The organism is Micromonospora phaseoli (assembly GCF_900109115.1).
In the GTDB taxonomy this organism is placed as follows: Bacteria; Actinomycetota; Actinomycetes; order Mycobacteriales; family Micromonosporaceae; genus Micromonospora; species Micromonospora phaseoli.
The window spans coordinates 617,368-640,720 of the sequence record NZ_FNYV01000003.1; the positions used below are offsets into that span (position 1 = coordinate 617,368).

Annotated in this window: 24 protein-coding genes; 7 read left to right on the forward strand and 17 right to left on the reverse strand. The window is 71.5% G+C overall.

The features are described from left to right. Positions 1 to 81 precede the first annotated feature (81 nt). Entirely contained in the window at positions 82 to 945 is an 864-nt protein-coding gene (locus BMY89_RS11105) for a DUF5667 domain-containing protein (RefSeq protein WP_092378917.1), read from the forward strand. Positions 946 to 1,025: 80 nt separating this feature from the next. Here BMY89_RS11105 and BMY89_RS11110 read toward each other — a convergent pair whose 3' ends face one another. Further along, a complete protein-coding gene (locus BMY89_RS11110) occupies positions 1,026 to 3,983 on the reverse strand; it encodes a hypothetical protein (protein WP_232521182.1) in 2,958 nt (985 codons plus the stop codon). Between the two features lie 52 nt (positions 3,984 to 4,035). Continuing rightward, positions 4,036 to 4,398 carry a hypothetical protein gene (locus BMY89_RS11115; RefSeq protein ID WP_092378920.1) on the reverse strand — a complete coding sequence of 121 codons (363 nt, stop codon included), beginning with the start codon at positions 4,396 to 4,398 and terminating at the stop codon, positions 4,036 to 4,038. 377 nt (positions 4,399 to 4,775) lie between these two features. On the opposite strand from BMY89_RS11115, the gene BMY89_RS11120 reads away from it, so the two are divergent. Continuing rightward, a complete protein-coding gene (locus tag BMY89_RS11120; RefSeq protein WP_092378922.1) occupies positions 4,776 to 5,396 on the forward strand; it encodes a hypothetical protein in 621 nt (206 codons plus the stop codon). On the opposite strand, the gene BMY89_RS11125 is transcribed toward BMY89_RS11120, so the two are convergent. The 11 genes from BMY89_RS11125 to BMY89_RS11175 form a co-directional block, all read right to left on the reverse strand. After that, on the reverse strand, positions 5,338 to 6,147 hold the full coding sequence (locus BMY89_RS11125) for a lysophospholipid acyltransferase family protein (protein ID WP_232521221.1): 810 nt from the start codon (positions 6,145 to 6,147) through the stop codon (positions 5,338 to 5,340). The genes BMY89_RS11120 and BMY89_RS11125 overlap by 59 nt on opposite strands. 176 nt (positions 6,148 to 6,323) lie before the next feature. Then, complete coding sequence (locus BMY89_RS11130) at positions 6,324 to 7,397, reverse strand: NAD-dependent epimerase/dehydratase family protein (RefSeq protein ID WP_092378928.1); 1,074 nt, start codon at positions 7,395 to 7,397, stop codon at positions 6,324 to 6,326. 117 nt (positions 7,398 to 7,514) lie between these two features. After that, positions 7,515 to 7,616 (reverse strand): 30S ribosomal protein bS22, encoded by a 102-nt coding sequence (locus BMY89_RS11135; protein WP_007465623.1) that lies wholly within the window; start codon positions 7,614 to 7,616, stop codon positions 7,515 to 7,517. Positions 7,617 to 7,839: 223 nt separating this feature from the next. Beyond that, positions 7,840 to 8,049 (reverse strand): helix-turn-helix domain-containing protein, encoded by a 210-nt coding sequence (locus BMY89_RS11140; protein WP_007465625.1) that lies wholly within the window; start codon positions 8,047 to 8,049, stop codon positions 7,840 to 7,842. 226 nt (positions 8,050 to 8,275) lie between these two features. Continuing rightward, positions 8,276 to 9,460, reverse strand: a complete 1,185-nt coding sequence (locus tag BMY89_RS11145; RefSeq protein ID WP_092378931.1) for an ABC transporter permease — start codon at positions 9,458 to 9,460, stop codon at positions 8,276 to 8,278. Then, the gene (locus tag BMY89_RS11150) at positions 9,457 to 10,209 is read right to left on the reverse strand and encodes an ABC transporter ATP-binding protein (RefSeq protein ID WP_092378934.1); all 753 of its coding nucleotides are present in this window, start codon (positions 10,207 to 10,209) and stop codon (positions 9,457 to 9,459) included. Before BMY89_RS11150 ends, BMY89_RS11145 begins: the two co-directional genes overlap by 4 nt. Next, the gene (locus BMY89_RS11155; protein ID WP_092378936.1) at positions 10,206 to 11,600 is read right to left on the reverse strand and encodes an efflux RND transporter periplasmic adaptor subunit; all 1,395 of its coding nucleotides are present in this window, start codon (positions 11,598 to 11,600) and stop codon (positions 10,206 to 10,208) included. Before BMY89_RS11155 ends, BMY89_RS11150 begins: the two co-directional genes overlap by 4 nt. A 42-nt stretch (positions 11,601 to 11,642) precedes the next feature. Beyond that, positions 11,643 to 13,058, reverse strand: a complete 1,416-nt coding sequence (locus tag BMY89_RS11160) for a hypothetical protein (protein WP_232521183.1) — start codon at positions 13,056 to 13,058, stop codon at positions 11,643 to 11,645. Between the two features lie 72 nt (positions 13,059 to 13,130). Next, positions 13,131 to 13,718 (reverse strand): TetR/AcrR family transcriptional regulator, encoded by a 588-nt coding sequence (locus BMY89_RS11165; RefSeq protein ID WP_092378939.1) that lies wholly within the window; start codon positions 13,716 to 13,718, stop codon positions 13,131 to 13,133. After that, positions 13,711 to 14,511, reverse strand: a complete 801-nt coding sequence (locus BMY89_RS11170) for an alpha/beta fold hydrolase (RefSeq protein ID WP_092378942.1) — start codon at positions 14,509 to 14,511, stop codon at positions 13,711 to 13,713. Before BMY89_RS11170 ends, BMY89_RS11165 begins: the two co-directional genes overlap by 8 nt. Positions 14,512 to 14,600: 89 nt before the next feature. After that, on the reverse strand, positions 14,601 to 15,521 hold the full coding sequence (locus tag BMY89_RS11175; RefSeq protein ID WP_092378947.1) for a proline dehydrogenase family protein: 921 nt from the start codon (positions 15,519 to 15,521) through the stop codon (positions 14,601 to 14,603). Between the two features lie 220 nt (positions 15,522 to 15,741). On the opposite strand from BMY89_RS11175, the gene BMY89_RS11180 reads away from it, so the two are divergent. Genes BMY89_RS11180 through BMY89_RS11190 form a run of 3 tightly spaced genes read left to right on the forward strand, consistent with a single transcriptional unit; the run spans position 15,742 to position 17,730 of the window. After that, complete coding sequence (locus BMY89_RS11180; RefSeq protein WP_092378951.1) at positions 15,742 to 15,984, forward strand: hypothetical protein; 243 nt, start codon at positions 15,742 to 15,744, stop codon at positions 15,982 to 15,984. A 2-nt stretch (positions 15,985 to 15,986) separates the two neighbouring features. Beyond that, the gene (locus BMY89_RS11185) at positions 15,987 to 17,153 is read left to right on the forward strand and encodes a glutathionylspermidine synthase family protein (protein ID WP_092378953.1); all 1,167 of its coding nucleotides are present in this window, start codon (positions 15,987 to 15,989) and stop codon (positions 17,151 to 17,153) included. A gap of 19 nt (positions 17,154 to 17,172) precedes the next feature. Beyond that, on the forward strand, positions 17,173 to 17,730 hold the full coding sequence (locus BMY89_RS11190) for a CGNR zinc finger domain-containing protein (protein ID WP_092378956.1): 558 nt from the start codon (positions 17,173 to 17,175) through the stop codon (positions 17,728 to 17,730). A gap of 28 nt (positions 17,731 to 17,758) precedes the next feature. Here the strand turns inward: BMY89_RS11190 and BMY89_RS11195 are convergent, their stop codons facing one another. Both BMY89_RS11195 and BMY89_RS11200 read right to left on the reverse strand, forming a co-directional pair. Next, on the reverse strand, positions 17,759 to 18,565 hold the full coding sequence (locus BMY89_RS11195; protein ID WP_092378959.1) for a sugar phosphate isomerase/epimerase family protein: 807 nt from the start codon (positions 18,563 to 18,565) through the stop codon (positions 17,759 to 17,761). A 21-nt stretch (positions 18,566 to 18,586) separates the two neighbouring features. Next, positions 18,587 to 19,531, reverse strand: a complete 945-nt coding sequence (locus tag BMY89_RS11200) for a Ppx/GppA phosphatase family protein (protein ID WP_092378962.1) — start codon at positions 19,529 to 19,531, stop codon at positions 18,587 to 18,589. A gap of 72 nt (positions 19,532 to 19,603) precedes the next feature. Between BMY89_RS11200 and BMY89_RS11205 the strand changes: the two genes are divergently transcribed. Next, positions 19,604 to 20,413 carry a DUF3109 family protein gene (locus BMY89_RS11205; RefSeq protein ID WP_092378965.1) on the forward strand — a complete coding sequence of 270 codons (810 nt, stop codon included), beginning with the start codon at positions 19,604 to 19,606 and terminating at the stop codon, positions 20,411 to 20,413. Positions 20,414 to 20,449: 36 nt separating this feature from the next. Here BMY89_RS11205 and BMY89_RS11210 read toward each other — a convergent pair whose 3' ends face one another. Both BMY89_RS11210 and BMY89_RS11215 read right to left on the reverse strand, forming a co-directional pair. Beyond that, positions 20,450 to 21,133, reverse strand: a complete 684-nt coding sequence (locus tag BMY89_RS11210) for a response regulator transcription factor (RefSeq protein ID WP_092379331.1) — start codon at positions 21,131 to 21,133, stop codon at positions 20,450 to 20,452. Positions 21,134 to 21,226: 93 nt separating this feature from the next. After that, on the reverse strand, positions 21,227 to 22,426 hold the full coding sequence (locus BMY89_RS11215) for an ATP-binding protein (protein ID WP_372433244.1): 1,200 nt from the start codon (positions 22,424 to 22,426) through the stop codon (positions 21,227 to 21,229). 250 nt (positions 22,427 to 22,676) lie between these two features. Here BMY89_RS11215 and phoU point away from each other — a divergent pair, with 250 nt between their 5' ends. Further along, on the forward strand, positions 22,677 to 23,327 hold the full coding sequence (gene phoU, locus BMY89_RS11220) for a phosphate signaling complex protein PhoU (RefSeq protein WP_092378968.1): 651 nt from the start codon (positions 22,677 to 22,679) through the stop codon (positions 23,325 to 23,327). The last annotated feature ends 26 nt before the right edge of the window (positions 23,328 to 23,353 follow it).

Below are 23,353 nucleotides of genomic sequence, written 5' to 3' on the forward strand. Positions count from 1 at the left end.
TTCGCCGCGGTGTCACGAGGTCATCGGTCGCTGGCGGTAAACGCGGCCAACCGGCCGCGCCCAGCGAGAGGAGGTGCCACGGTGGACAACGCCCTCTTCTCCCGCCGGCGCGCCGAGCGCTTCGCGCAGCTCTTCGACGAAGCCAACGGCGGCCGGCGCCATCACGTCCGATCGCGGGACGACGACCAGCTCGCGCCGCTGGTCATGCTCGGTCAGCGGCTCGGGGCCAACCCGCCCGCGGCCGAGGTCGATCCGGAATTCCGGACCGGCCTGCGGGCGATGCTGCTGGCCACCGCCGTCCGGGAGGGCATCGGTGTTGCACCCGCCGCCGCGTCGGCACCGGAGAAAGCGACCTCCGGACGGGGCTCGCTACTGCCGGCCGTCACCGCCCGCCGGGCCCGCGCCCGCGGCGCGATCCTGGTCGGCATCGCGGGCGGCGCCATCGCTCTCTCCGGCATCTCGGCCGCCAGCGAGAACGCCGTACCCGGTGACGCGCTGTACGGGATGAAGCGCGGCACCGAACGAGCCCAGCTGGCGCTCACCAGCTCCGAGATCAGCCGGGGCCAGCTCTTCCTCGACTTCGCCCGCACCCGCCTGGCCGAGGCGTCCTCGCTGCGGGGCAACGGTGCCGGATACCGGGCAGTGCTGGACGACATGGACGCGGACACCCGGCAGGGGGTACGCCTGCTGACCGGAGCCGCCGCCCAGCGCTCGGATCCCGCGGCGCTGGACGCGGTCGACGCCTTCCTCACCCGGCAGCGGCGCTCCCTCGACGCGATCGTGGACACCGGCTCCCGAGCGGACCGGGTCCGCACCGCGCAGTCGCTGGTCCTGCTGGAATCGGTCGAGCGTCGCGCCGACGCGCTGCGCGCGACCATCGCCTGCGGCAAGCAGGCCACCACGGCCAGCGACGACCTCGGCCCCACCCCCGGCACCTGCCCCTGAGTCAACGACCCGCCGCCGGCCCCGCCCGACACCGTGTGGTGCCTGGGCGGGACCGGCGGCGGTACAGCCGGCAAAGCCCGTCAGTAGTCGTCGCCGCAGGAGTGCCCGGCGTTGCTGCCGATCGGCACGAACGCGATGGTGTCGAAGGCGACCGCGTCGAAGTTCCGAGTGAGCATCGTGCCGACGTTGTTCAGCTGCACCTGCGCGCCCCGGCCCAACTCGTAGGAGCCCAGGTACACCCACTTGTCCTCGCCGAGGTTGGCGGGGTTCGGGTTCGGGATGCCGCCGGGTAGCGCCCAGCCGGCCTCCTCGGCGAGGTTGAGGGCGCAGGTTCGTTGCTCGCCGATCGTGCCGGTGGTGATCAGATACGAGGCGTTGTGGTAGTCGGCACCGTGGCTGGGCACGTGGGCGACGATGTCGTAGCGGGCCCGTTCGCCGGGCACGAGGTCGAGGTTCGGCGTCCACGACCCGACGATCCGGCGTTTCGGGTTGCTGCTGTTCACGTACGTGAACCAGATGTGGCCCTTGTAGCCGGCACCGATCTGGTGCAGGTCGATTTCGGCGTACGGTGCCGTGCCACCGCCGGCCGGGAGGCCCCGCCGGATGGTGAACTTGCCGTCGGTGGCGCCGATGTCGCATCCGAGGTTGTACTGCCCGGTGTCGTTCAGCGAGTAGACCATCGACATCCGCTTGTTCGTGTTGCGGTTGCCGTTCTTGTCGCCGGTGAAGGTCTCGCAGTTGCGCGGGTAGATGCGCTTCACCCCGGGCTCGGCCGCGCCGGCCCCGTAGCTGAGTTTCTCCCGGGCGCACTCCTCGAACAGGCAGTTGCCCGAATTCGCCACGCCGTGCCACCAGCAGACCTCGGAGTCCGCCGGGCAGCCGTTGGTGGCCGGCGAGCAGCTGTTCACATCGGGGTCGCAGAACGCATACCGGTCCGGGATGGACAGCACCTTGGTGAACCGTGCCGGGTAGTTGGGCGAGTTGCTGCTGTACTCCGGATGCGAGTACGCCTCGGACATGATCGGGAAGCCCTTTTGCTGTGGCGTCTCCACCCAGCCCATGATCCGCTCCGGGTACGCCCAGTCGTTCGGCCGCTCAGCGTCGGCCATGGTCGCGCGCAGGAAGGGTTCCCGGTTGGCCGGGTACCTCGGGTTGGCGGGGTTGTTGAACCACCCGATCCCGAACTTGCCCTTCTGCAGGTCGGTGTTGCGCCGGTCGTACGGGTAGTAGCCGCTGTTGTAGGCCCAGACGGCGAGGAACCAGTTCTCCACCCAGGTCGGGTCGTTGTTGTTCATGTAGCTCTTGTGCGCTTCGAGCTCGCTGTTCATCTGATTCCACTTTTCGATCAGAATGTTCAGCCCGGCGGCGATGTTGGCCGCGTAGTCCACCGCGATCGCCCGACGCTGCACGTCGGTGAAGAGGTTGTTCTCCGTCTGCATCCCGTCGGTGACCTGGCCGATCCCGTACCCGCAGTCGGTCTTGCTGTAGTCGATGACGTCGAGGTTGTCCTCGTTGCCGTAGTAACTGGAGATCAGCGGGTTACCGGTGTCGCCGGGCACGACCCGCCACGACGCCTGCGACAGGTTCGTCTCCTGAGCCAGGACGGCGAGCATGACCTGGGCCGGGACCTTACCGCCACCGGCGAGCTGACGCCGTGGGAAGAGGCCCTGCGGCTGGTACGCCGGCAGGCCCGCCTTCAGGTAATTTGCCGGCCGGGTGATGTTGAGTCGCCCGTGTACCGCCTGGTTGACCGCCCACTCGACCATGTCCGGGCTGGGTTGCAGCGGCTGCACCCGGGGATCGTTGCGCGGGACGGCGCAGGTCGGGGTCCCGATGTCGGCCGCGGCCGCGTTGGTGCGAGCCTCCGCCGTACCGGAACCCAGTTCGACGTCGAGTGTGGGTGCCAGTGAGGTGTCCAGCGTGTGCACGGCCGCCTGGCCACTGACCGTCGCCCGGACGGCTACCCGTACGCCGCCGGCGTCGGCCGGGTCCGCCGGGCTCAACGGCTGCCCGACCGAGCGCATGCTCTGCTGGGTGACCACCTCTTCGGCGATCAGATGCCCCTCGGCGGAGAGGGCCCGCACCTGGCGGTCGGCGGCAAGGACGCTCAGCTCTGGCGCGGTGCCACGCATGCTGGCCTTCCCGACCAGCACGTTTCGACCGCCGCGCTGCCCGAACAGCTGGAGCCGGTTCCGAGGACCAGTCGCGGTGACGGCCAGCTTGCCGTCGCGGAACCGCTGGGCGACCGCCTGCTCACCATCCACGCTCACCAGGTCGATGCCGCTGCCTGCGGTGGCCTGCACGGCGAAGGGTTGACCCTGCGGCCGGGCCAGCCGGCTGATCCGGCCGGCGGCGTCGACGCGTACCAGCTGACCGCCGAGGATGCCGTAGTCGCCGTCCGACGCCGGGGCGGGCGTGGTGAGCTGGCCGTCGACGCGGCGGGTTTTGGTCACCCGGCCCTTGGCGGCGTCGACGGTCAGCAACTCGGTGGAGAGGGCGAAGTCGTCGCCCACGGATCGGGTGAGCAACGCCCGGTCGCCGGGACCGCAGGCCGGGTTGAAGTAGGCCAGTTCGACGCCGGTGGCCACGTGGGTGGCCTTGCCGGTGGCGATCTCCACCACCGCGGCCAGCGCGCCGGAACGGGAGAGTTCCGGCTTGTTGGCGGCCTTCTTGGGCGCGAAGACGGCGACCGCGTACCGGCCGGAGCCGGTGACGCAGACGGCACCGGTCCACGGGCCGACGTCGAGTGAACTGGAGGTCAGGGTTGCCAGGGTGGACCAGCCGAAGGCGTCGGACTCCCGGGCCACGTAGAGGTGGTACCCGTCGGTGTCGCCGGCCCCGGTCACCAGCACGTCGGTGGACTTCCGCCAGGCCTTGCCCAGCGCCTCGTCGGGTGCGGTGAAGGCCGCCGGGGCCGCTGGGCGCTCCGGCTCGACCGCACCGGCCGGCGTCGATACCTGCAGGCCCGCGGCCGGTATCACGACCACAGCGGTCGCGGCCGCGATCCAGCGCCGCAATCTTTTCTTCAGTGCACGCACGATTCCCCCGTAATTGCCACTGTGAATTCCCATGGACTGCAGCCGTGGCAGGTCAGCGCCACGAAGTGCACGCGTTGTAGCCCCCGGACGGAAGGTCCATGTCCGGGTCGGTCCCCTTGTGGCTGCCGCAGAACTTGACCGACTGCTCCCAGTCGACCATCGGCGTGGTGTAGTTGCCGGCGCTGCTCATCTGGAAGAAGTCCGCCTGGACGTTGACGCCGCCGTACTCGGGCTGCGTCCAGAGCTGCGCGAAGAGGAACCCGTAGAGTTCGGGGGCGTTCAACTCACCCCACATGGCCTTGCAGGCCGGGCTGAACCACAGGTCACCGCGCGGTGGTTGGCCCACATCCGGGTCGTTGAGGGTGAAGCCGTTGATGGCGAAGGCACCGGCCGTGCAGCCCTGTGCGGCTGCCATCTTGCCGTTGCAGGTGGCTCCGACACAGCTTGCTGCGGCAGCTGCCGGAGCGGCCGGAACCAGGACCAGGAGCCCGACCAATAGAAAGGATAAATAGGACATGTGCGCGCGGAAGCCGCTCACGTTTCCCCCGTGTGATTGACCGCGTACCAGACATCGAAACCCTTGCAGATTTCACTTCCTCACGCAACGTTGACCGCACCCGGACCCAGTGCTAGCTTGGCCCGGCCGAAGGGTCCTCTGTGGCCACGGCCGCACGACGACGGGGGTCACGCATGACAGGCCAGATCGGGGCCGAAGCACGCCGGTCACCGAGATTCGGGCGCGGCGGAACAGCGCTGTTCGTAGGACTGATCCTGCTGATCACAGTCGCACTCGTGCTCGTCGGAGCACGGTGGCTCGGCGACCGGGACGACCAGGCGGGCACCGCCGGGCCGGCATCGTCCACCCCCGCTCCGGCGGCCGAGAACCCGCCGGCGTTGGAACCCACGCCCGCAGCCGAGCCGACCGAACGACCGTCCGCCGCGCCGCTACCGCCCATCCCCGGGACCACGGTGGAGACCGTCGCGGCCAGTTGGCGCAAACGTTGGGACAGTCCGCCGAAGGCCTTCGCCCGGGGCTACGACACCACCGCTGCCATGCCCGGCACCGGCCTGCGCACCCGGTACGGCGTACTGAAGAGCCCCAGCGGCGACGGCACGGCCGTGGCCACCCTGTTCTGCATGGTCGTCGAGGGGAAGGTCACCGTCGATGACCGGTTCCTCAAGGCGGTGGTCGACGCGTGCCTCGCGCCCGCTCTGCGCACGGGGGAACGGGCGACCCTGCTGACCTGGCTGGCCGAGCAGGACTACTCGGACGACGTCTACGCGCAACTGCCGCTCACCCGGTTCGACGCCAGGGTGGTGGCGGTACGGGGCAGCTTCTCGGTACACCTGGAGTCTAAGGGCCGAACGGGTCCGGACGGCGCTCCAGCAACCGGTGCAGGGTCTGCTGGATAGTCTCCCGCACCTGGTCGGCGAGGTTGAACACGACCAGCGGATCGTCCGCGGAATCCACCAGATGAGCCGTCGGGATCGGCGGGCAGAACTCGATCAGCCACTTGCTCGGCAGCGGCACCATGCCCAGCGGCCCGAGCCAGGGGAAGGTGGGCGTCACCGGGAAGAACGGAAGCTTGAGCAGCCGGGCGAGCGGCTTGATGTCGGCGAGCATCGGATAGATCTCCTCGCCGCCCACGATCGCGACCGGGATGATCGGGGTGCCGGTGCGCAACGCCGCCGAGACGAAACCGCCCCGACCAAAACGTTGCAGCTTGTAGCGCTCCGCGTACAGCTTGCCGATCCCCTTGAAGCCCTCCGGGAAGACGCCCACCAACTCGCCGCCGCGCAGTAGCCGCTCCACGTCGGGATTGCAGGCCACGGTGCCGCCGGTCTTGCGGGCGATCTCGGAGACCACCGGCATCCGGAAGACCAGATCGGCGCCGAGCAGCCGCAGATAGCGGTGGGCCGGATGCTCGTGGTGCAGGGCGGTGGAGAGGATCAACGCGTCCAGGGCGACGGTGCCCGAGTGGTTGCCGACGATCAACCCCGCGCCGTCGGCGGAGACGTTCTCCAGACCGCTGACCTCGGTGCGGAACCAGTCCCGGTAGAGCCGTCGCAACAGCGGGTGGAAGACCGCCTCGGTCAGCTCCGGGTCGAAGCCGAACTCGTCCACCTCGTAGTCGCCGGCCAACCGCCGGCGCAGGAACGCCAGGCCACCGGCGACCCGCTGGTCCCAGACGTCGCCCGGCTGGTCCGCCGCGGCCGGCGCGGACGGCCCGGCCGAGCGGTGCCCGTTGCTGCGCGCCGGGTCCGCGTCGGGCACGACCGGCGGCGGTACGGCGTACCGGTCGTCGAGACCTGCCTCGTCACGCTGCTCCTCCGGCTCGGTCACGACCGCTCCCGAACCGCGGCGCGGACCTGGCGGATGCGGTCGAGCACCAACTGCTCGGCGACGGCCAACTGTTCCCGGGTGACCACGGCACGACCGCGGTGCGCGCGAATGAAGTCGTCGAACGCCGCGGCGGTCGAGCGGGGAGTGAAGCCGTACTCACGCTCCAGCCGGGAGATGTCCACCACCCGCCCGTGCACGAAGAGGTCGACCTGGTCGAGGCCGTAGCGGCCGAGGCCCATGGTCCGGGCGAGCGCGACGGCACCGGACACTCCCGGCTCCAGTACCGGCACGGCGATGCGGCCGGCCCGACGGATCGCCTGGGACAGGGCGAGGACCCCGGGCCCGGCCACGTTGTAGGTGCCCGGATGGTCCTCGACGACCGACCGGTGCAGCACCTCCAGCGCGTCGTCGAAGTGCAGGAACTGCAGCCGGGCGTCCCGGCCGAAGATGGTGGGCACCACCGGCTGGGCGAAGTAGCGGGTCAGCGTGGTGTCCGCCGTCGAGCCGATGAACGGCGCGAAGCGCAGCACCGTCGCGGTGACGGCGCTGCGCCGACGGCGGAAGCCGCGGACGTACCCCTCGATGTCGAGGATGTCGCGGCCGAAACCGCCGCGCGGCACCTCGCGCGGCTCGGTCTCCTCGGTGAAGACAGCCGGATCCCGGAACGACGCACCGTAGGCGGCGGTGGAGGAACGGAGCACGATCTTGCGCAGCCGCGGCGCCCGCTGGCAGGCGGCCAGCAGCTGCATGGTGCCGATGACGTTCTGCTCCTTCATCGCCGCCCGGCCGCCGTGCTGCGGGTCCGGGGCGCTGACCAGGGCCAGATGCACCACGGTGTCCACGTCCAGGTCGGCAAGGAGACCACCGACGGACCCGGCGTCGACACGGATCCGTTCGACCTGGTCGAGCAGGCCGCCGACCTCCGGCCCCGGCTCGGGCAGGTCGATGCCGATGACCCGGTCGATCCGCGGGTCGGCGGCGAGCCGGGCGGCGACGTGCGCACCGAGATATCGACTGACCCCGGTCACGACAACAACCCCCGGAGGGCTCTGAGAGCCACCGGGGGTCATGTCTGACGCCTTCCCCGGCAGCTGAGATCGAGCCGGGGCAGCCACGGCCTGATCACTGAGCCTCCGAGGGTCGACAGTTTGGCGAGCGACGGGTGCCGGGCCGCAGCCCGGCGGCCGTCACTTGCCGAGACGGCGACGCTGGACGCGGGTCTTGCGCAGCAGCTTGCGGTGCTTCTTCTTAGCCATGCGCTTGCGGCGCTTCTTGACCACCGAGCCCATACGAAAGCCTTTCGATGCAACGTGCGGCGCGACCGGTAGGACGCCACGAAACCGAGGCGTCGGCGACCGCTTGCGGACAGGAACCGGACCGGCGGGGTGGGCGGCGGAGCGCACCAGCGGTCACGATCAGAGTCCAGCGTAGCGGGGATGGGTCAGCAGGACCAACGCGCCCCCTGCCGATAGCCCTTCACCGGGGCTGCCGCGACCCCGGCCCGCCCCTGGGTCAGGCGGTCTCCTGGAAGGCGCCGCGGAGATACTCGTGCACCGCGTGCTCGGGAACCCGGAACGACCTGCCCACCCGCACGGCGGTCAGCTCACCGCTGTGCACCAGGCGGTAGACCGTCATCTTCGACACCCGCATGACCGTCGCCACCTCGGCGACGGTCAGGAACTTGACCTCCGACAGCCGACCGTCGGACTGCGACCCGGCCATGGCTCACCCGACCCATCCCATGCCCGGCGCGTGCCGCCACACGGGTGTTCCCGCACGGCCGGCGACGCGCGTGTTACCAGTACGGTAGCGGGACGGCTGTGACCGGCGCGATCCCTTCCTGCAACTGATCATGCCTCGAATCCGGTCTGGAGGCGAAAAACCCCTGGTCGGGTGCCTTAGCCGGATTTTCCGGAGCGATCAACCTCGGCCTCGGGTATCGCCGTCGTCACTCAGCGCGCAGTGCGACCACCGGATCGAGCCGGCCGGCCCGCTGGGCGGGCACCACCCCGAAGACGATTCCGACCGCCGCCGACACGCCGAACGCCAGCGCCAGCGACCACCAGGTGACTGCCGCCGGGATCGGTGAGAGGGCGGCCACCAGCAGCGCGCCACCCACGCCGAGCGCCATCCCGGTCAGCCCACCGACCGAGGTCAACAGCACCGCCTCCAGCAGGAACTGCACCCCGATGTCCCGGGGGCGGGCGCCGACCGCCTTTCGCAGCCCGATCTCCCGGGTCCGTTCGCGTACCGAGACGAGCATGATGTTGGATACGCCGACCCCGCCGACCAGCAGCGAGATCCCCGCGATGGCCGCCAGCACGCCGGTCAGGATGCCGAGGATGTCGCCCAGCACACCGAGGATCTGCTCCTGGGTGACCGCGCTGAACTCGGTACCCGGATGGCGGCCGTTCAACTCGGCCACGATCCGCTCGCCCAGCTCGTCGATCCGCTCCCGGTCCGGTGCCTTCACCGCGATCGCGTCGACCCGCTGGGTGCCGTACAGCCGCTGCGCCGCCGTCACCGGGATGTGCACCTCGTCGTCCCGGTCGACGCCGAGGCTCTGCCCCAGGGGCACGAAGACGCCGATCACCCGGAACCGCACCCCGGCCACGTTGATCTGCTGGCCGACCGCCTCACGGTCGGGGAAGAGAGACCGGGCGACCGAGTCGCCGAGCACCGCTACCCGCCGGCCGGTGTCCACGTCGGAACCGGTCAGATATCGGCCCCGGCCCAACTCCCGGGCGAAGACCGTGGGGGTGGTCTCCAGCACCCCCTGCACGGTGGTGAAGTCCTCCCGGTTCCCGGCCCGGACGGTCGCCCCGGAGGCGACCGTCACGGCCACCCGGCTCGGGTCGCCGACCACCCGCCCGACCGCGTCCACGTCCTGCAGGGTCAGTGGCGAGACCGCCGGGGCGGAGCCCACGTCGAGCCGCCCCGGCACGACCAGCAGCAGATTGGAGCCGAGGCCCTCCACCTGCTGTTCGACCCGCTGTTTGGTGCCGGTACCGATAGCCACCAGCAGCACCACGGAGGCCACCCCGATGACCACCCCGAGCATGGTCAGCGCGCTGCGCATCCGGTTGGCCCGCAGCGCGTCCCACGCCACCCGCCACGCCTCGGCGAGCCTCACCGGCCACCCCCGCCGTCAGCCGGCCTCGCCTCGCCCAGGACACTCGCCTCACCCGGGAGAGCTGCGCTGTCGGCGACGACCACGCCGTCCCGCATCGCGATCCGCCGCCGCGCCCGCGCCGCCACCTCCGCGTCGTGGGTGACCATCACCAGCGCCACCCCGGACTCGGTGTTGAGCCGTTCCAACAGCTCCAGGACGGCGGCACCGGTGGTGCTGTCCAGGTTGCCGGTGGGCTCGTCGGCCAGCAGCACGGTCGGGTCGGTGACCAGCGCCCGGGCGATCGCCACCCGTTGCTGCTCGCCACCGGAGAGCTGGTTCGGCCGGTGGTGCAGCCGGTGCCCCAGGCCGACCCGGCCGAGCATCGCGGCGGCGCGCTCGCGCCGCTGTCGGGCACCGACTCCCCGGTAGACCAGCGGCAGCGCCACGTTGTCCACCGCCGAGGTACGCGGCAGCAGGTGGAACGCCTGGAAGACGAAGCCGATGGTCTCGTTGCGCAACCGCGCCAGCTCCGGCGGGGAGAGGGTGCCCACCTCTCGTCCGCCGATCACCAGCCGACCAGCGGTCGGCCGGTCGAGCCCGCCGAGCAGATGCATCAGCGTGGACTTGCCCGACCCGGAGGGACCGATCAGCGCCACGTAGTCGCCGGCCCCGACGGTCAGCGACACGCCCCGCAGCGCGGGCACCGACACCCCGTCCAGTTGGTACGTCCGGGACACGTCGACCGCCTCGATCGCCGGAGCCCGGCTCACCCGACCTCCTGGCCCTCGCGGACCTGGTCGGTGCCACGGATCACGATCCGGTCGCCGGCCTGCACCCCGTCGACGATCTGCACCAGGTCCTGACCCTGGACACCGATGGTGACCACCGCCCGGTCGGCCCGGCCGTCGCGGACCAGCCAGACCGTGTCCCGCCCGTCGGCGGAGAAGACCGCTGACGCGGGCACCGTCACCGCGTCCGCCGCTTCCCGGACCCGCAGCCGCAGCACCGCGTTCATGCCGGGACGCGGGGCCGGCGCGGGCTCGGCCTCACCGAACCGTCCGGCGCCGAGAGCGAGTCGGACCCGGTAGCTCACCCCGCCCCGTGCCGAGGTGCTGGGCAGTACGTCGATCGAGCGGACGGTCGCGTCGTACGTGGCACCGGTCACCGCGTCCAGCTCGACCGTGCCGGTGAGACCGACCCGGACCAGCAGCACGTCCGTCTCGTCCACCTCGGCCAGCAGTCCCAGCTCACCCGTGTCCACCACGGTCAGCACCGGGGTGCCGGCGGTGACCCGGCCACCGACCGGGACGGCGGTGTCCACCCCCGGCGGCGGGCCGGCCGGCGCGGCGCCGAGCGCCTCCGGGCCGATCCCGGCGGGCAGCGCACCCGAGTCGAGCAGTCCGGCGAGCGCACCCGCCGAGGAGCCGCCGGCGCTGACACCGCCGGGCTGCACGACCCCGGGGATCGGGGCGCGCAGGGTCAGCGCGTCGACCGTCGCCTTCGCCAGGTCGTACGCCTGCTGCGCCTGGAGCCGTTGCGCGGTGGCGAGCGCGCCGACCGCGGAGTTCAGGTTGCGTACGCCGCGTTGCACCTCACGTACCGCCCGGTCGGCGGCGCGAGCGGCGGCGGCGTACTGCCGCTGGGCGGCCTCGACCTGTTTGGTCAGCGCCTTCCGCAACTCCGGATCGCTGATCTTCGCCGCGGCGGCGCGGGCGGCGGCGTGCGCCTCGCCGGCCGCTCGGTCGGTGCCCCGTAGGGAACCCGCCAGGTCACCGCCGCCACCTCCACCGCCGGCCCGCTTCGCGGCGTCGAGCGCGGCCCGCGCCTGACGGAGCCGCTCCCGTGCCGACGGTGAGTTGATCACGGCGAGCACCTGGCCACGCTTGACCCGCTGGCCCGGCTCTACCCTAAGGCGGGCCAGCGTGCCGTCGGCCGGGGCGGTGAGGGTCGCCGCGGCCCGGGCCGTGACCGTGGCCGGCGCGTCGATCTCCTCGGCCACGGCGGCTCGCGCGGCCGAGGCGAGCGTGATCGACGGCTCGTCACCGCCACACGAGGCGGCGGTGGTGAGCGTCAGGACGACGACGGCGAGCAGGGCGGTGAGCAGGCGGGGCCGCGTGGCTGCGAGCAGCCGCGGCGAGTCGGTGCGGCGCACCCGACACATGCTACGAGCCCGCGTCGACTCCGACGACGAAGCCCCGCCCGGTCAGCGCACCGCAGCCCGGATGTACGCCACGCACTTCTTGTGCAGGCTGGCCCAGGACTCGTCGAAGATCTCCTCGGAGGTCTGTGCCGGCACCCGCCGGTCGTGCACCACCGCCTTGACGAAGGCGAACAGCCGTTCCTCGCCGAACCGGTCGATGAGGTACTGGGCGGCGAGGTACGCGATGCCGTAACTGCCGGTCACCTGGTCGTCCGAGGTGTCCTCGTCGGGGATGAGGGAGTCGAGCTTGCCGTCCCAGTCGCCCTTGACCAACCGCCGGGCGGAGTCCAACCCCTCGTAGCGGGCGACCGACTGGCCGTCGACCGCCGCGAGTTCCGCCACCCCTTCGACCAACCACCATGTCGAGTCGTCCGAATAGTCCCGCTTCTGCGGCAGCGAGGCTGCGTGTGCCAACTCGTGCCGGAGCACGCTGTCTAGGCCGGTTCCGTAGTCGAAGCTGTCGGGCGCGAGCGCGATCTCGTAGTGGCCGCCGCCGACGTTGATCGCGTACCCGGCGCTCCACTCCGGATGGTCGCCGCCGTACCACCGCTTCCACTCCTGCTGGCCCGCGTAGAAGATCCGGTACCGGTCGGGTGCGGCACCGCTCACCGCGTACCCGTCGGCCACCTTCGCCGCCGCCTCGGCGCGCTTCAGCAGGCCGGGCAGCCGGTGACGGTACGCCGGCACGGTGGCTACCACCGTTCGCCTGCCCACCTTGGAGACCAACTCACTGACCTCCCAGGGGAGGCTGCCGGGTTGTCCGTTGGCCCGGTCGCCGTAGGACGGCGCGGTCTTCGACTTGCCGAGCGAGAGCAGGCGGGGCTCTGCGCCGTCGCGCCACCGGGTGTCGACGATCAGCGGGCTGGGGTTGCAGTCCGGCACCACGAAGCAGTAGCGGAACTCGACCGCCAGCCGCCACTCACCGGCTTTCCCGGCCGACGTGGGCAGGCCGTTCGCCCGGGCCTCCCACTGGGTGACCCGCAGTGCCCGGAGCGAGGCGAAGCGGCGACGCAGGTCGGTACGCACCGCGGCGGCTTCCGCGACCGCCAGGAAGCCGGACCGGTCCCCGCCGAGCAACGCCGCGGCCTGCCGGTCCAACTGCGCGGTGATCCGCTCGGCGACCTGCCGCGCGGCGATGGTGGTCGGGTTCTCCGACGGCGAGGCGGCCGTGGCGGGCGTCCCGACGTTCCCGCCCCGCAGTCGGTCGGCCAGCAGCACCGCGGGCACGCCACCGGCCAGCAGCAGCACGACCGCGACGAGCGCCGACCACAGGGGCCAGCGTCGGCGCCGACGCCGATCGGGCACCGCCGCTGCTGCCGGCACCGTCTCGCCTGCCGTCGCATCGGTCGGCATCCCATCGGTACGTGTCGTGTCGGTCGGCATCGGATTGTCCCCGGCCGCATATCCCCCGTCGGTCACCGGCGCAGGCTACGGCTCCGGCCGGGTCAGCGGAATAGGCCCCTCCGCCGAACTGTCCCGGCTGCCCGGATGTCAGCCCGTACCGCTCAGTGCGGTGGTGGGCCAGGAGCGGAACGCGACACCAAGGGCGGCGACCATCTGGTCGAAGGAGTGGTCCACCGCGCGGGGCAGGCCGAAGTCACCGGTCGCCTCCAGCGAGACGAAGCCGTGCACGGCGGCGCGGAACATCCGGACGGCGTCCACCGCTGCGTCACCGTCGATTCCGTATCCCCGCAGGATGGCGTAGACGACGCCGACCGCGCGCTGCCCCGCGGCCAGGTGCGCCGGGTCGGCCGGGTCCGGCACCCGCTGGGCGGACAAGTATCGGCCGGGGTGCCGGCGCGCGTACGAGCGGTACGCGGCGGCGACGGCCCGCAGCGCGTCCTCGCCGCTGCGGCCGGCGGCGGCCGTGGTCATCTCCTCGGCGAGCTCGGCGGTGGCCAGCGCCGACAGCTTCTGTGCCAGCGCGTCGGCCCCCCTGACGTGCTTGTAGAGGCTGGGCAGCGCGACGCCGAGCCGGTTCGCCAGCGCGGCGAGGGTGAGCCGGTCGTACCCGACCTCGTCGGCGAGCCGGGCCGCCTCGTGCACCACGACCTGCGGGGTGAGCCCGGCCCTAGGCACGATCGGTCACCGCCAGGAAGTCGACCAGTTCGGCCAGCATCGCCGCCGGCCGGTCGGCGTGCGGATAGTGCCCGGCATCGGCGATCATGCGCGCCTCGGCGACCTCGAAGAGCCGTCGGGCGGCCCGGGCCTCGGCGGGCGGATCGGGAAAGTCGGGATCCTTCGATCCCATCAGCACCAACACCGGCTGCCGCACCAGCGGAGCCTGGGCGGTCCAGTGTGGCTGGACCGGGACGATCACGCCGCGCACCGGCGCCATCCGGCCGGGGCGGCGCAACGCGGTCACCATCTGCTTCCGGTACTCCGCGTCGTCGGCCGGACGATGCACCGGGAAGAGCGTGCGGTGGAACATCCCGAACAACCGCGGGCTGCGCAACACCGCTGCCTGGGCCAGCCAGATGAGGGGGTTGAGCTTGCGCTGCTCGACGAACGCGCCGACCAGCACGATGCCGCCGACCCGTTCCGGCGCTTCGGTGGCGGCGAAGACCACGGCGGCCGCGCTGGACGAGTTGCCGACCAGGACGGCCGGACCGTCACCAAGGTCGCGGACCACCGCGAGCAAATCGCCGCCCACCTCCGCCGGGGCGTACGACGGCCAGCCGGCGCTGGAGTCGCCGTGCCCCCGCACGTCCACCGAGGCCACCCGGTAGCCCGCATCGACCAGCAGTGGGATCAGGTGGCGGTAGGAGTGACGGTTCTCCCCCATGCCGTGCGCCAGGACCACCAGCGGCCCCCGCCCGTGCACCTCGTACGCGATCCGCCCGTCGTCCCGCCCCACAAAGCTAATAGCCATAGCCAAGAAGCTAACCCCATTAGCCAAATTCGTCAAGGGCAGGACGTCGGGCCGCCTCCCGCAGGGTCGGCGGCCCGGATCCGGACGAGTTACTTCTTGGACGTGAGTGCGCGGGCGAAGAACGCCAGGTTGGCGGGGCGCTCGGCGAGGCGACGCATCAGGTAGCCGTACCAGTCGTCGCCGTAGGGCACGTAGGTCCGCACCGTGTAGCCCTCACCGCTCAGGCGGGCCTGCTCCTCCGGCCGAATGCCGTAGAGCATCTGGAACTCGAAGCCGTCGTGACCCCGATCGAACCAGCGGGCCCGGTCCTCGCCGATGGCGATCAGGCGCGGGTCGTGGGTGGCCAGCATCGGGTAGCCGTCACCGGACATCAGGATGTTCAGGCAGCGGACGTAGGACTTGTCGACCTCGCGGGCCGACTGGTGGGCCACCGACTCCGGCTCGGAGTACGCCCCCTTGCACAGCCGCACCCGGGACCCGGCCGTGGCCAGCTCGCGGCAGTCCGACTCGGTCCGCCGCAGGTACGCCTGGAGCACCGCCCCGGTCGACGGGAAGTCCTTGCGCAGCTTGGCCAGGATGTCGAGGGTCGAGTCGGTGGTGGTGTGGTCCTCCATGTCCAGCGTGACGGTGGTGCCCGCGGCCTCGGCGGCGACACAGATGGTCCGGGCGTTGTCGTAGGCGAGCTGCTCGTCGAAGCTCTGCCCGAGCGCGGACAGCTTCACGCTCACCTCGGCGGCGGGCGTCAGCCCCGCCTCGGCGAGCATCCGCAGCAGGGCGAGGTACTCGTCCCTGGTGGCGGTCGCCTGCTCTGCCGTGACGGTGTCCTCACCGAGGTTGTCGAGGGTGACTGCGAGACCATCGTCGACGAGTTCGCGGGTTGCGCGCAACGCGTCGGTGGTCTTGGCGCCGGCCACGAACCGGCGCACGACGTCCCGGGAGAACGGGGCCGTCGCGACGAGCCGCTCGACCCGGGATGACCGGGAGGCGGCGAGGATGACGGAACGGAGCATGAGCCGAGCGTAACGCCCGTCCGACCCGCCAGCGCACGCCCGCCCAAGGTGCAAGGAGGGGCCCCCTTTTAACACTTCTGCGTGAGAAGGGAACCCCTCTATACCTGAGGCGTTAACAGGGGGCCCCTGCTTACACCAGCCCGGGGCGGCGCGCCTGGCACGCATCGGTTACAACGATGACGTGGAAAACCGCCCTCGACGCCGACTCCGGTCGGCCTCCGTGCAGCTCGGCGCGCTCACTGCCCTGGCGCTCGCCCTCTCCGGCTGCAACATGACCTCCGACGACGACGATGACGACTGCGCCCTCGGCCCGACCGGTGGCGGTGACACCGTGGCCCTGGCCATGCGAACCCCGGCACTTGCCACCGGCACCGCCACCTACCGGGGCGCACCGGAGCCGGTCGGGGCGACCGTACCCGAGCGGGGCGGCTTCGGAACCCATCTCGCCTCCTGCGGCGGGTGAGCGTGCGCCGCGAGCAGATGACCCCGCGCCCCGGCTGGGACGCCACCATCCGCGAGCAGGGCCTGGTGTACGTCGACACCGAACTGCCCGACGGCGGAGTGATGTCGTACTGGGACGAGAGCGCGGCGTACGCCTTCGAGCTGGACGAGGTGCTGCGACTGGAGGAGGCCACCGAGGAGCTGCACCGGATGTCGGTGGCCGCCGCCGAGCACGTGGTGGCCCGCGACCGGTACGCCGAGTTCGGCATTCCCGCCGTGGCGGCCGAGGCGGTCGCCCGCTCGCTGCGGGAGAAGCCGCCGACCCTCTACGGCCGCTTCGATCTCTGGTACGACGGCAGCTGGCCGCCGAAGCTGCTGGAGTACAACGCGGACACCCCGACCGCGCTGGTCGAGGCGAGCATCATCCAGTGGTACTGGCTGGAGCACACCCGGCCGGAGCTGGACCAGTGGAACAGCCTGCACGAACGGCTGGTCGCCGCCTGGACGAAGATCGGTGCGGGCCTGCACGACCGGCGGGTGCACGTGGTCTGGTCCAACGAAGAGGAGACCGGCGAGGACCACATGACCGCCGGCTACCTGGCCGAGACCGCCCGCCAGGCCGGGCTGGACGTGGAACTGCTGCCGATCCAGGACATCGGCTGGGACGGCCGGCGCTTCACCGACACCGCAGACCGGCCGGTCACCACCTGCTTCAAGCTCTACCCGTGGGAGTGGATGCTCACCGAGCCGTACGGGCCGCTGGCGCTGGAGCCCGGCACGCCGACCACCTGGATCGAGCCGGCGTGGAAACTGCTGCTGTCCAACAAGGCGCTGCTGGCCGTGCTCTGGGAGCTGTATCCGGGCCACGAACTGCTGCTGCCGGCGTACCTGGACTCACCGCGCGGGATGTCGGAGTACGTCGCCAAGCCGCTGCTCGGGCGGGAGGGCGCCGGGGTCCGGATCGTCACCGCAGGTGGGGAGATCACCAATCCGGGCGACTACGGTGACGAAGGCTTCTGCTACCAGGAGTTCCGGGCGCTGCCCGAATTCGCCGGCAGCCGGATGGTGCTGGGCAGCTGGGTCGTCGACGGCGAGTCGGCGGGCGCCGGGCTCAGGGAGAGCGCCAGCCTGATCACCGACGGCTACGCCCGCTTCCTGCCGCACTACATCGACGCGTCACGCCCCGGATGAGTCGTCTACCGTTGGAGGCGTGAACTTCGACGCGTACGCCCGGACCGGGGTTGACCTCGTCAACGCCCGCCTGGACGACCTCGACGACCTGCGGGCCCTCTTCTCCGACGACCACGAGTGGATGCGTGACGAGGTCGCGGAGCGGGACCTGACGACCTTCCGGCGGGCGCAGAAGCGGCTGCGTGACGTCTTCGACTACGGCACCTCCGGGCGGGACTCCCGGGCTGTCACCGAGCTGAACGCGCTCCTGGAAGCGTTCCCGGTGCAGCCGCGCATCTCGGGGCACGACTCCAGCGACTGGCACATGCACGTCACCAGTCGGGGCGCCTCGGTCAGTTCGGAATACCTGGCCGGCGCGGTCTGGGGCCTGTCGGTCTGGCTCTGCGAGTACGGCAGCGCCCGGTTCGGCGTCTGCGCCGACGACCGCTGCGGCAACGTCTACCTGGACACCTCGTCCAACTGCTGCCGGCGGTTCTGCTCGGAGCGGTGCGCCACCCGCTCGCACGTGGCCGCGCACCGGGCCCGTAAGCGGGCCGCCGTGCCCAGCCAGCCGGACCCGCTGACGCCGGTTTCCTGAGCTGCCGCCCGACCGGGCCCGCCGCAGATCAGACGTCGACCGGGGACGGGGTGTTGAGGTGCTGGCGGGCAAAGGCCAACGCCTCGCGCAGGTCCGCCTCGCGCACCTGCTGGCTCTTCGCGCCCCGGGTGGTCACCTCCACCGCCACCGAACCGGAGAAGCCCCGGCCGGCCAGCGAACGCAGCAGCTCGGCGCAGGGCTGGTTGCCGCGGCCCGGCACCAGGTGCTCGTCGCGCCCCTCGCCGGTGCCGTCACCCAGGTGTACGTGTGCCAGCCCGGTGCCCATCCGGTCGGCCATCTCCAGGGCGTCGGTGTGCGAGGCAGCGCAGTGTGACAGGTCCAGCGTGTACGAGGAGTAACCGCTGTCGGTCGGATCCCAACCGGGCACATACGGGACGAACTGGCGACCGGCCATCCGCACCGGATACATGTTCTCCACCGCGAACCGCAGCCCGCCGAACTCGCCGGCCACCCGGTCGAGGCCCTCGGCGAAGTTGCGGGCATAGTCCCGCTGCCAGGTGAACGGCGGATGCACCACGACGGTCGGCGCCCCCAACGTCTCGGCCAGCACTGCCGCCCGGCGCAGCCGCTCCCACGGGTCGGTGCTCCACACCCGCTGGGTCACCAACAGGCAGGGCGCGTGCACGGAGAGCACCGGCACGCCGTAATGGTCGGCCAGTCCCCGCAGCGCGCCGGCATCCTGGCTGACCGCGTCGGTCCAGACCATCACCTCGAGCCCGTCGTAGCCGAGCGCCGCGGCCAGCTGGAACGCCGCCGCGGTCCGTTCAGGGAAGACCGAGGAACTGGACAGAAGGACCGGGACGCGGGTAGTCACACCACCGAGGGTAGCCGGGGATCACACCGGCGCCAGTTGGTCCAACCTGCTGAGGATCACGCCCTCACGCAACGCCCAGGGGCAGATGTCCAGGGAGTCCACGCCGAGTCGGCGCATCACCGACTCGGCGACGACGGCACCGGCCAGCACCTGGTGGGCACGGCCGGCGCTCACCCCTTCCAGCTCGACCAGCTGCACCGGGGGGATGTGCCGGATGAAGCCGAGCACCTGCCGCAGCCCGGCGCGGGTGAGCCGGCGCCGGGCCCACAGCCCGGCGCCACTGGGCGCCGCGCCGGCGAGCCGGGCCAGGGTACGGAACGTCTTGGAGGTGGCCACCGGGCGTTCCCACCCCACCGTGAGCATCCGCTCGACCACCGGGTCGAGCAGGCCGTCGACGTACTGTCGCAGCTCGTCCACCTGCTCCGGAGTGGGCGGCGCGGTGCTCTCCGGATCGATACCGAGCCGGTCCCGGGTCAGCCGGCCGGCACCCAGGGGCAGCGACACCGCGACGTCCGGATCCTCGTCGATGCCGGCCGCGATCTCCAGCGAGCCGCCGCCGATGTCCAGCACCAGCAGCCGCCCCGCGGACCAGCCGAACCAGCGCCGGACCGCCAGGAAAGTCAGCCGCGCCTCGTCGGCACCGGCGAGCACCTCAAGGCGTACGCCGGCGGCGTCCCACACCCGGGCCAGTACTTCGGCGGCGTTGGTGGCGTCGCGCACCGCGGAGGTGGCGAAGGCGATCAGGTCGTCCACCTTCAGCCCGGCGGCCGAGGTGCGGGCCAAGCTGACCGCCTCGACCAGGGCGTCCGCGCCGGCCTCGGCGATCGCGCCGTCCGGGCCGATCTGCTCGGCGAGCCGCAGCACGGTCTTTTCCGAGTGCGCCGGCCACGGATGTGCCCCGCGGTGGGCGTCGACCACCAGCAGATGCACCGTGTTCGAACCGACGTCGAGAACACCCAGTCGCATGGGAGAACCCTAGGCCAACGGGTTCACGCCACTTGCCTACCCGCCAGGCGCACCACGCGTACGCTGGGCCGAGTGACAGCGCAGATCGAACTTCGCGTGCTCGTGGACGACCCGACCGACCCACGCAGCCGTGAGGTGCCGCTGGATTTCCCCCGGGAGTGGATCGAGTTCGTCGACCCGGCGGACGAACGGCACCTGGTCCGGGCCGACCTGACCTGGTTGCTGTCCCGGTGGACCTGCATCTTCGGCAAGGGCTGCCACGGCATCATCGCCGGCCGGGCCGCCGACGGCTGCTGCTCGCACGGCGCGTTCTTCACCGACGCCGACGACGAGAAGCGGGTCCGCGCCGCCGTGAAGCTGCTGACCCCGGCGACCTGGCAGCACTTCCGGCGCGGCGTCAAGAACTGGACCGCCAACGACACCGTGGACGGGACGAACCCGGCGCGTCGCACCGCCACCCAGAGCGAGGACGGCCCCTGCGTCTTCCTGAACGACGCGGACTTCCCGGGCGGGGGCGGCTGCGCGCTGCACGCCCAGGCCCTGCGCGACGGGGTGCACCCCCTGGAGTACAAACCCGATGTGTGCTGGCAGCTGCCGATCCGCCGGGACCAGGATTGGGTGAAGCGGCCGGACGACACGAAGGTGCTGGTGTCCACGTTGGCCGAGTTCGACCGGCGGGGCTGGGGTGCCGGTGGGCACGACCTCGACTGGTGGTGCACCTCGTCCACGGACGCGCACGTCAGCGCCGAGCCGATGTACCTCTCTTACCGTCCGGAGCTGACCGCCCTCATCGGCGAGGCCGCGTACGCGAAACTGGCAGAGCTGTGCGGGGCGCGGACCCGGCAGGGCATGGTCGCCCCCCACCCCGCTGACCCCCTCTGACAGCGACACTTCACCGGGCGCCCGGTACGGCTCGGCTCAGGGCTCGAACTTGTACCCGAGGCCACGCACCGTGACGATGTGACGGGGAGCGGACGGCTCCGGCTCGATCTTCGAGCGCAGCCGCTTGACGTGCACGTCCAGGGTCTTGGTGTCACCCACGTAGTCCGCGCCCCAGACCCGGTCGATCAACTGGCCTCGGGTGAGCACCCGGCCCGCGTTGCGGAGCAGCAGCTCAAGCAGCTCGAACTCCTTGAGTGGCAGCTGCACCGACCCCCCGTCGACGGTCACCACGTGCCGCTCGATGTCCATCCGGACCGGGCCGGCGGCCAGCGTCGGGGCACCCGACTCGGGCGCCTCCGGGCTCTGCCGCCGCAGCACCGCCCGGATCCGGGCCACCAGTTCCCGGGGCGAGTACGGCTTGGTCACGTAGTCGTCCGCGCCGATCTCCAGGCCGACCACCTTGTCGATCTCGCTGTCCCGCGCGGTGACCATGATGATCGGCACGTGCGAGCGCTGGCGCAGTTGTCGGCACACCTCGGTGCCGGACATCTCCGGCAGCATCAGGTCGAGCAGGACGATGTCGGCGCCGGTCCGGTCGAACTCGGTCAGGGCCGACGTACCCGTGGCGGCCACGGACACCTCGAACCCCTCCTTCCGGAGCATGTACGACAGGGCGTCGGAGAACGACTCCTCGTCCTCGACCACCAGAACGCGACTCAACGGCGTTTCCTTTCCATCCGGGCCGGACCGGGCGGAGCCCGGTCTGATCCATTCGGGTCGGACCGGGCGGAGCCCGGCCTGATCCATCTTCGGTCAGCCCTGCCGAGGCTCGGCCGAACCGGCGTCGATCCCAGCAGGTGACAGTGTCGCCAGAAGGTCGTCCGGCGGTCGGGCGGGCAGCCGGAGGGTGAACGTCGACCCGCCACCAAGAGTGCTCGCCACATCCACCCGGCCGCCATGGTTGCTCGCGATGTGCTTGACGATCGCCAACCCGAGACCGGTGCCGCCGGTCAACCGGGAGCGGGCCTGGTCGGCCCGGTAGAACCGCTCGAAGATCCGGTCCACGTCGGTGGGCGCGATGCCGATGCCCTGGTCCGCGACGGCGATCTCCACCTGTTCGCCGGCGGCTCGGGCGGTGATGCGTACCGTCGTCTCCTCGCCCGAGTAGTTGACGGCGTTCTCCACCAGGTTCGCCACGGCGGTGGCCAACTGGCTGTCGCTGCCGTACACGGTCAGCCCCCGCTCGGCCTCGACCGTCACCTCGATCCGGCGGGCCGCGGCGGCGGTCCGGGTCCGGTCGACCACCTCGGAAATCACCCAGTCCACCGGGACCGGTTCCGGAGCCGGCTGCGGTTCGGCCCCCTGGAGCCGGGTCAGCTCCAGCAACTCCTGCACCAACCGCCCCAGCCGGGTCGACTCGTGCTGGATCCGCTCGGCGAATCGGCGGGCGGCGACCAGGTCCTCGGAGAGGTCCGGACGCCCGTCACCGGCCGGTCCAGTGGCGTCGAGCAGCGCCTCGGCGAGCAGTTGCAGCGCGCCGATCGGTGTCTTCAGCTCATGGCTCACGTTGGCCACGAAGTCGCGCCGGACGCGGGCCAGCCGGTGCGACTCGGTCACATCGGCCGCCTCCACGGCGACGTAGCCGTTGCCCAGCCCCATCGCCCGCAGGTGCACGCCGAGCGGGTTCTCCCCGGCGTTGTCGCGCCCCCGGGGCAGGTCCAGCTCGATCTCGCGCCGCACCCCGGTACGCCGTACCTGCCCCGCCAGGGTACGGATCAACGGGTGCGCGGCGATCGAACCCGGCCGGCCGCCGGTGCGCAGCAGCCCCATCGCCCGTGCCGCCGGATTGACCAGCACAGGGACATCCTCGGCGTCGAGCACCACGACCCCCGCGCGCAGCGAGTCGATCGCGCGGCGGCCGAGCCCGACCTGCACTTCGTCGACGATCGCGTGCCTCCCCTTGGCGAGCCGGAAACCCGAAACGATCCGGGGCAGCCACAGGCCAGCGGCCACCCCGACCACCAGGGCCGCGGCCACACCCACTGTCACCGCCCACGTCACCCGGCGATCGTATGGTCATTGTTCACCCGGCTACCGGCCAGAACGGGACGAAGCACTCTCACTTTCAGGAAAGTTCACCTCCGTGTCCGGCGTAGTTCATCCGCGTTCACCTCCGGTCCTCCCGGTAGCCCTAGTTTGAGCGGCGGACCTGCGCAAACCCCTCGCCGGCCAGACAGCCGGCGCCGACGGACAGGACGTGAGCATGCGCGACGAGTTCCGGGCCGAACTTGAAGCCGTCAGCCAGCTACTGGTGGAGATGGCCGAGGGAGTACGGGAGGCGCTACGCCAGGCGACCCGGGCCCTGCTCGCCGCCGACCGCCGGGCGGCCGAGTCGGTGATCGAGCAGGATGCCGAGATCGACGCGCGCTACCGGCAGGTGGAGGAGCGGGTCTGCGACCTGCTGGCCCGCCAGGCACCGGTCGCCGGCGACCTACGTGCCATGATCACCGCACTGCACGTCGCCGCCGACCTCGAACGGATGGGCGACCTGGCCGACCACGTCGCCAAGACCGCGCTGCGCCGGCACCCGTCGCCGGCCGTGCCGGCCGAGCTGCGGCCGGTCTTCACCGACATGGCCAACATCGCCGACCGGATGGCCGAGAAGATCGCCTCGGTGCTGGCCCACCCCGACGCCGACCTCGCCGCCGAGCTGGACAGCGACGACGACGCGATGGACGAGCTGCACAAGGGCCTGTTCGGGGTGCTGCTCGGCGCGGACTGGCCGTACGGCGTGGAGACCGCCATCGACGCCACCCTGCTCGGTCGCTTCTACGAGCGCTTTGCCGACCACGCGGTCAACAGCGGCGAGCACGTGGTCTACCTGATCACCGGTGAACCCGTAACCCCCGCCTGAGGTGCAAGGAAGGGCCCCCTGTTAAC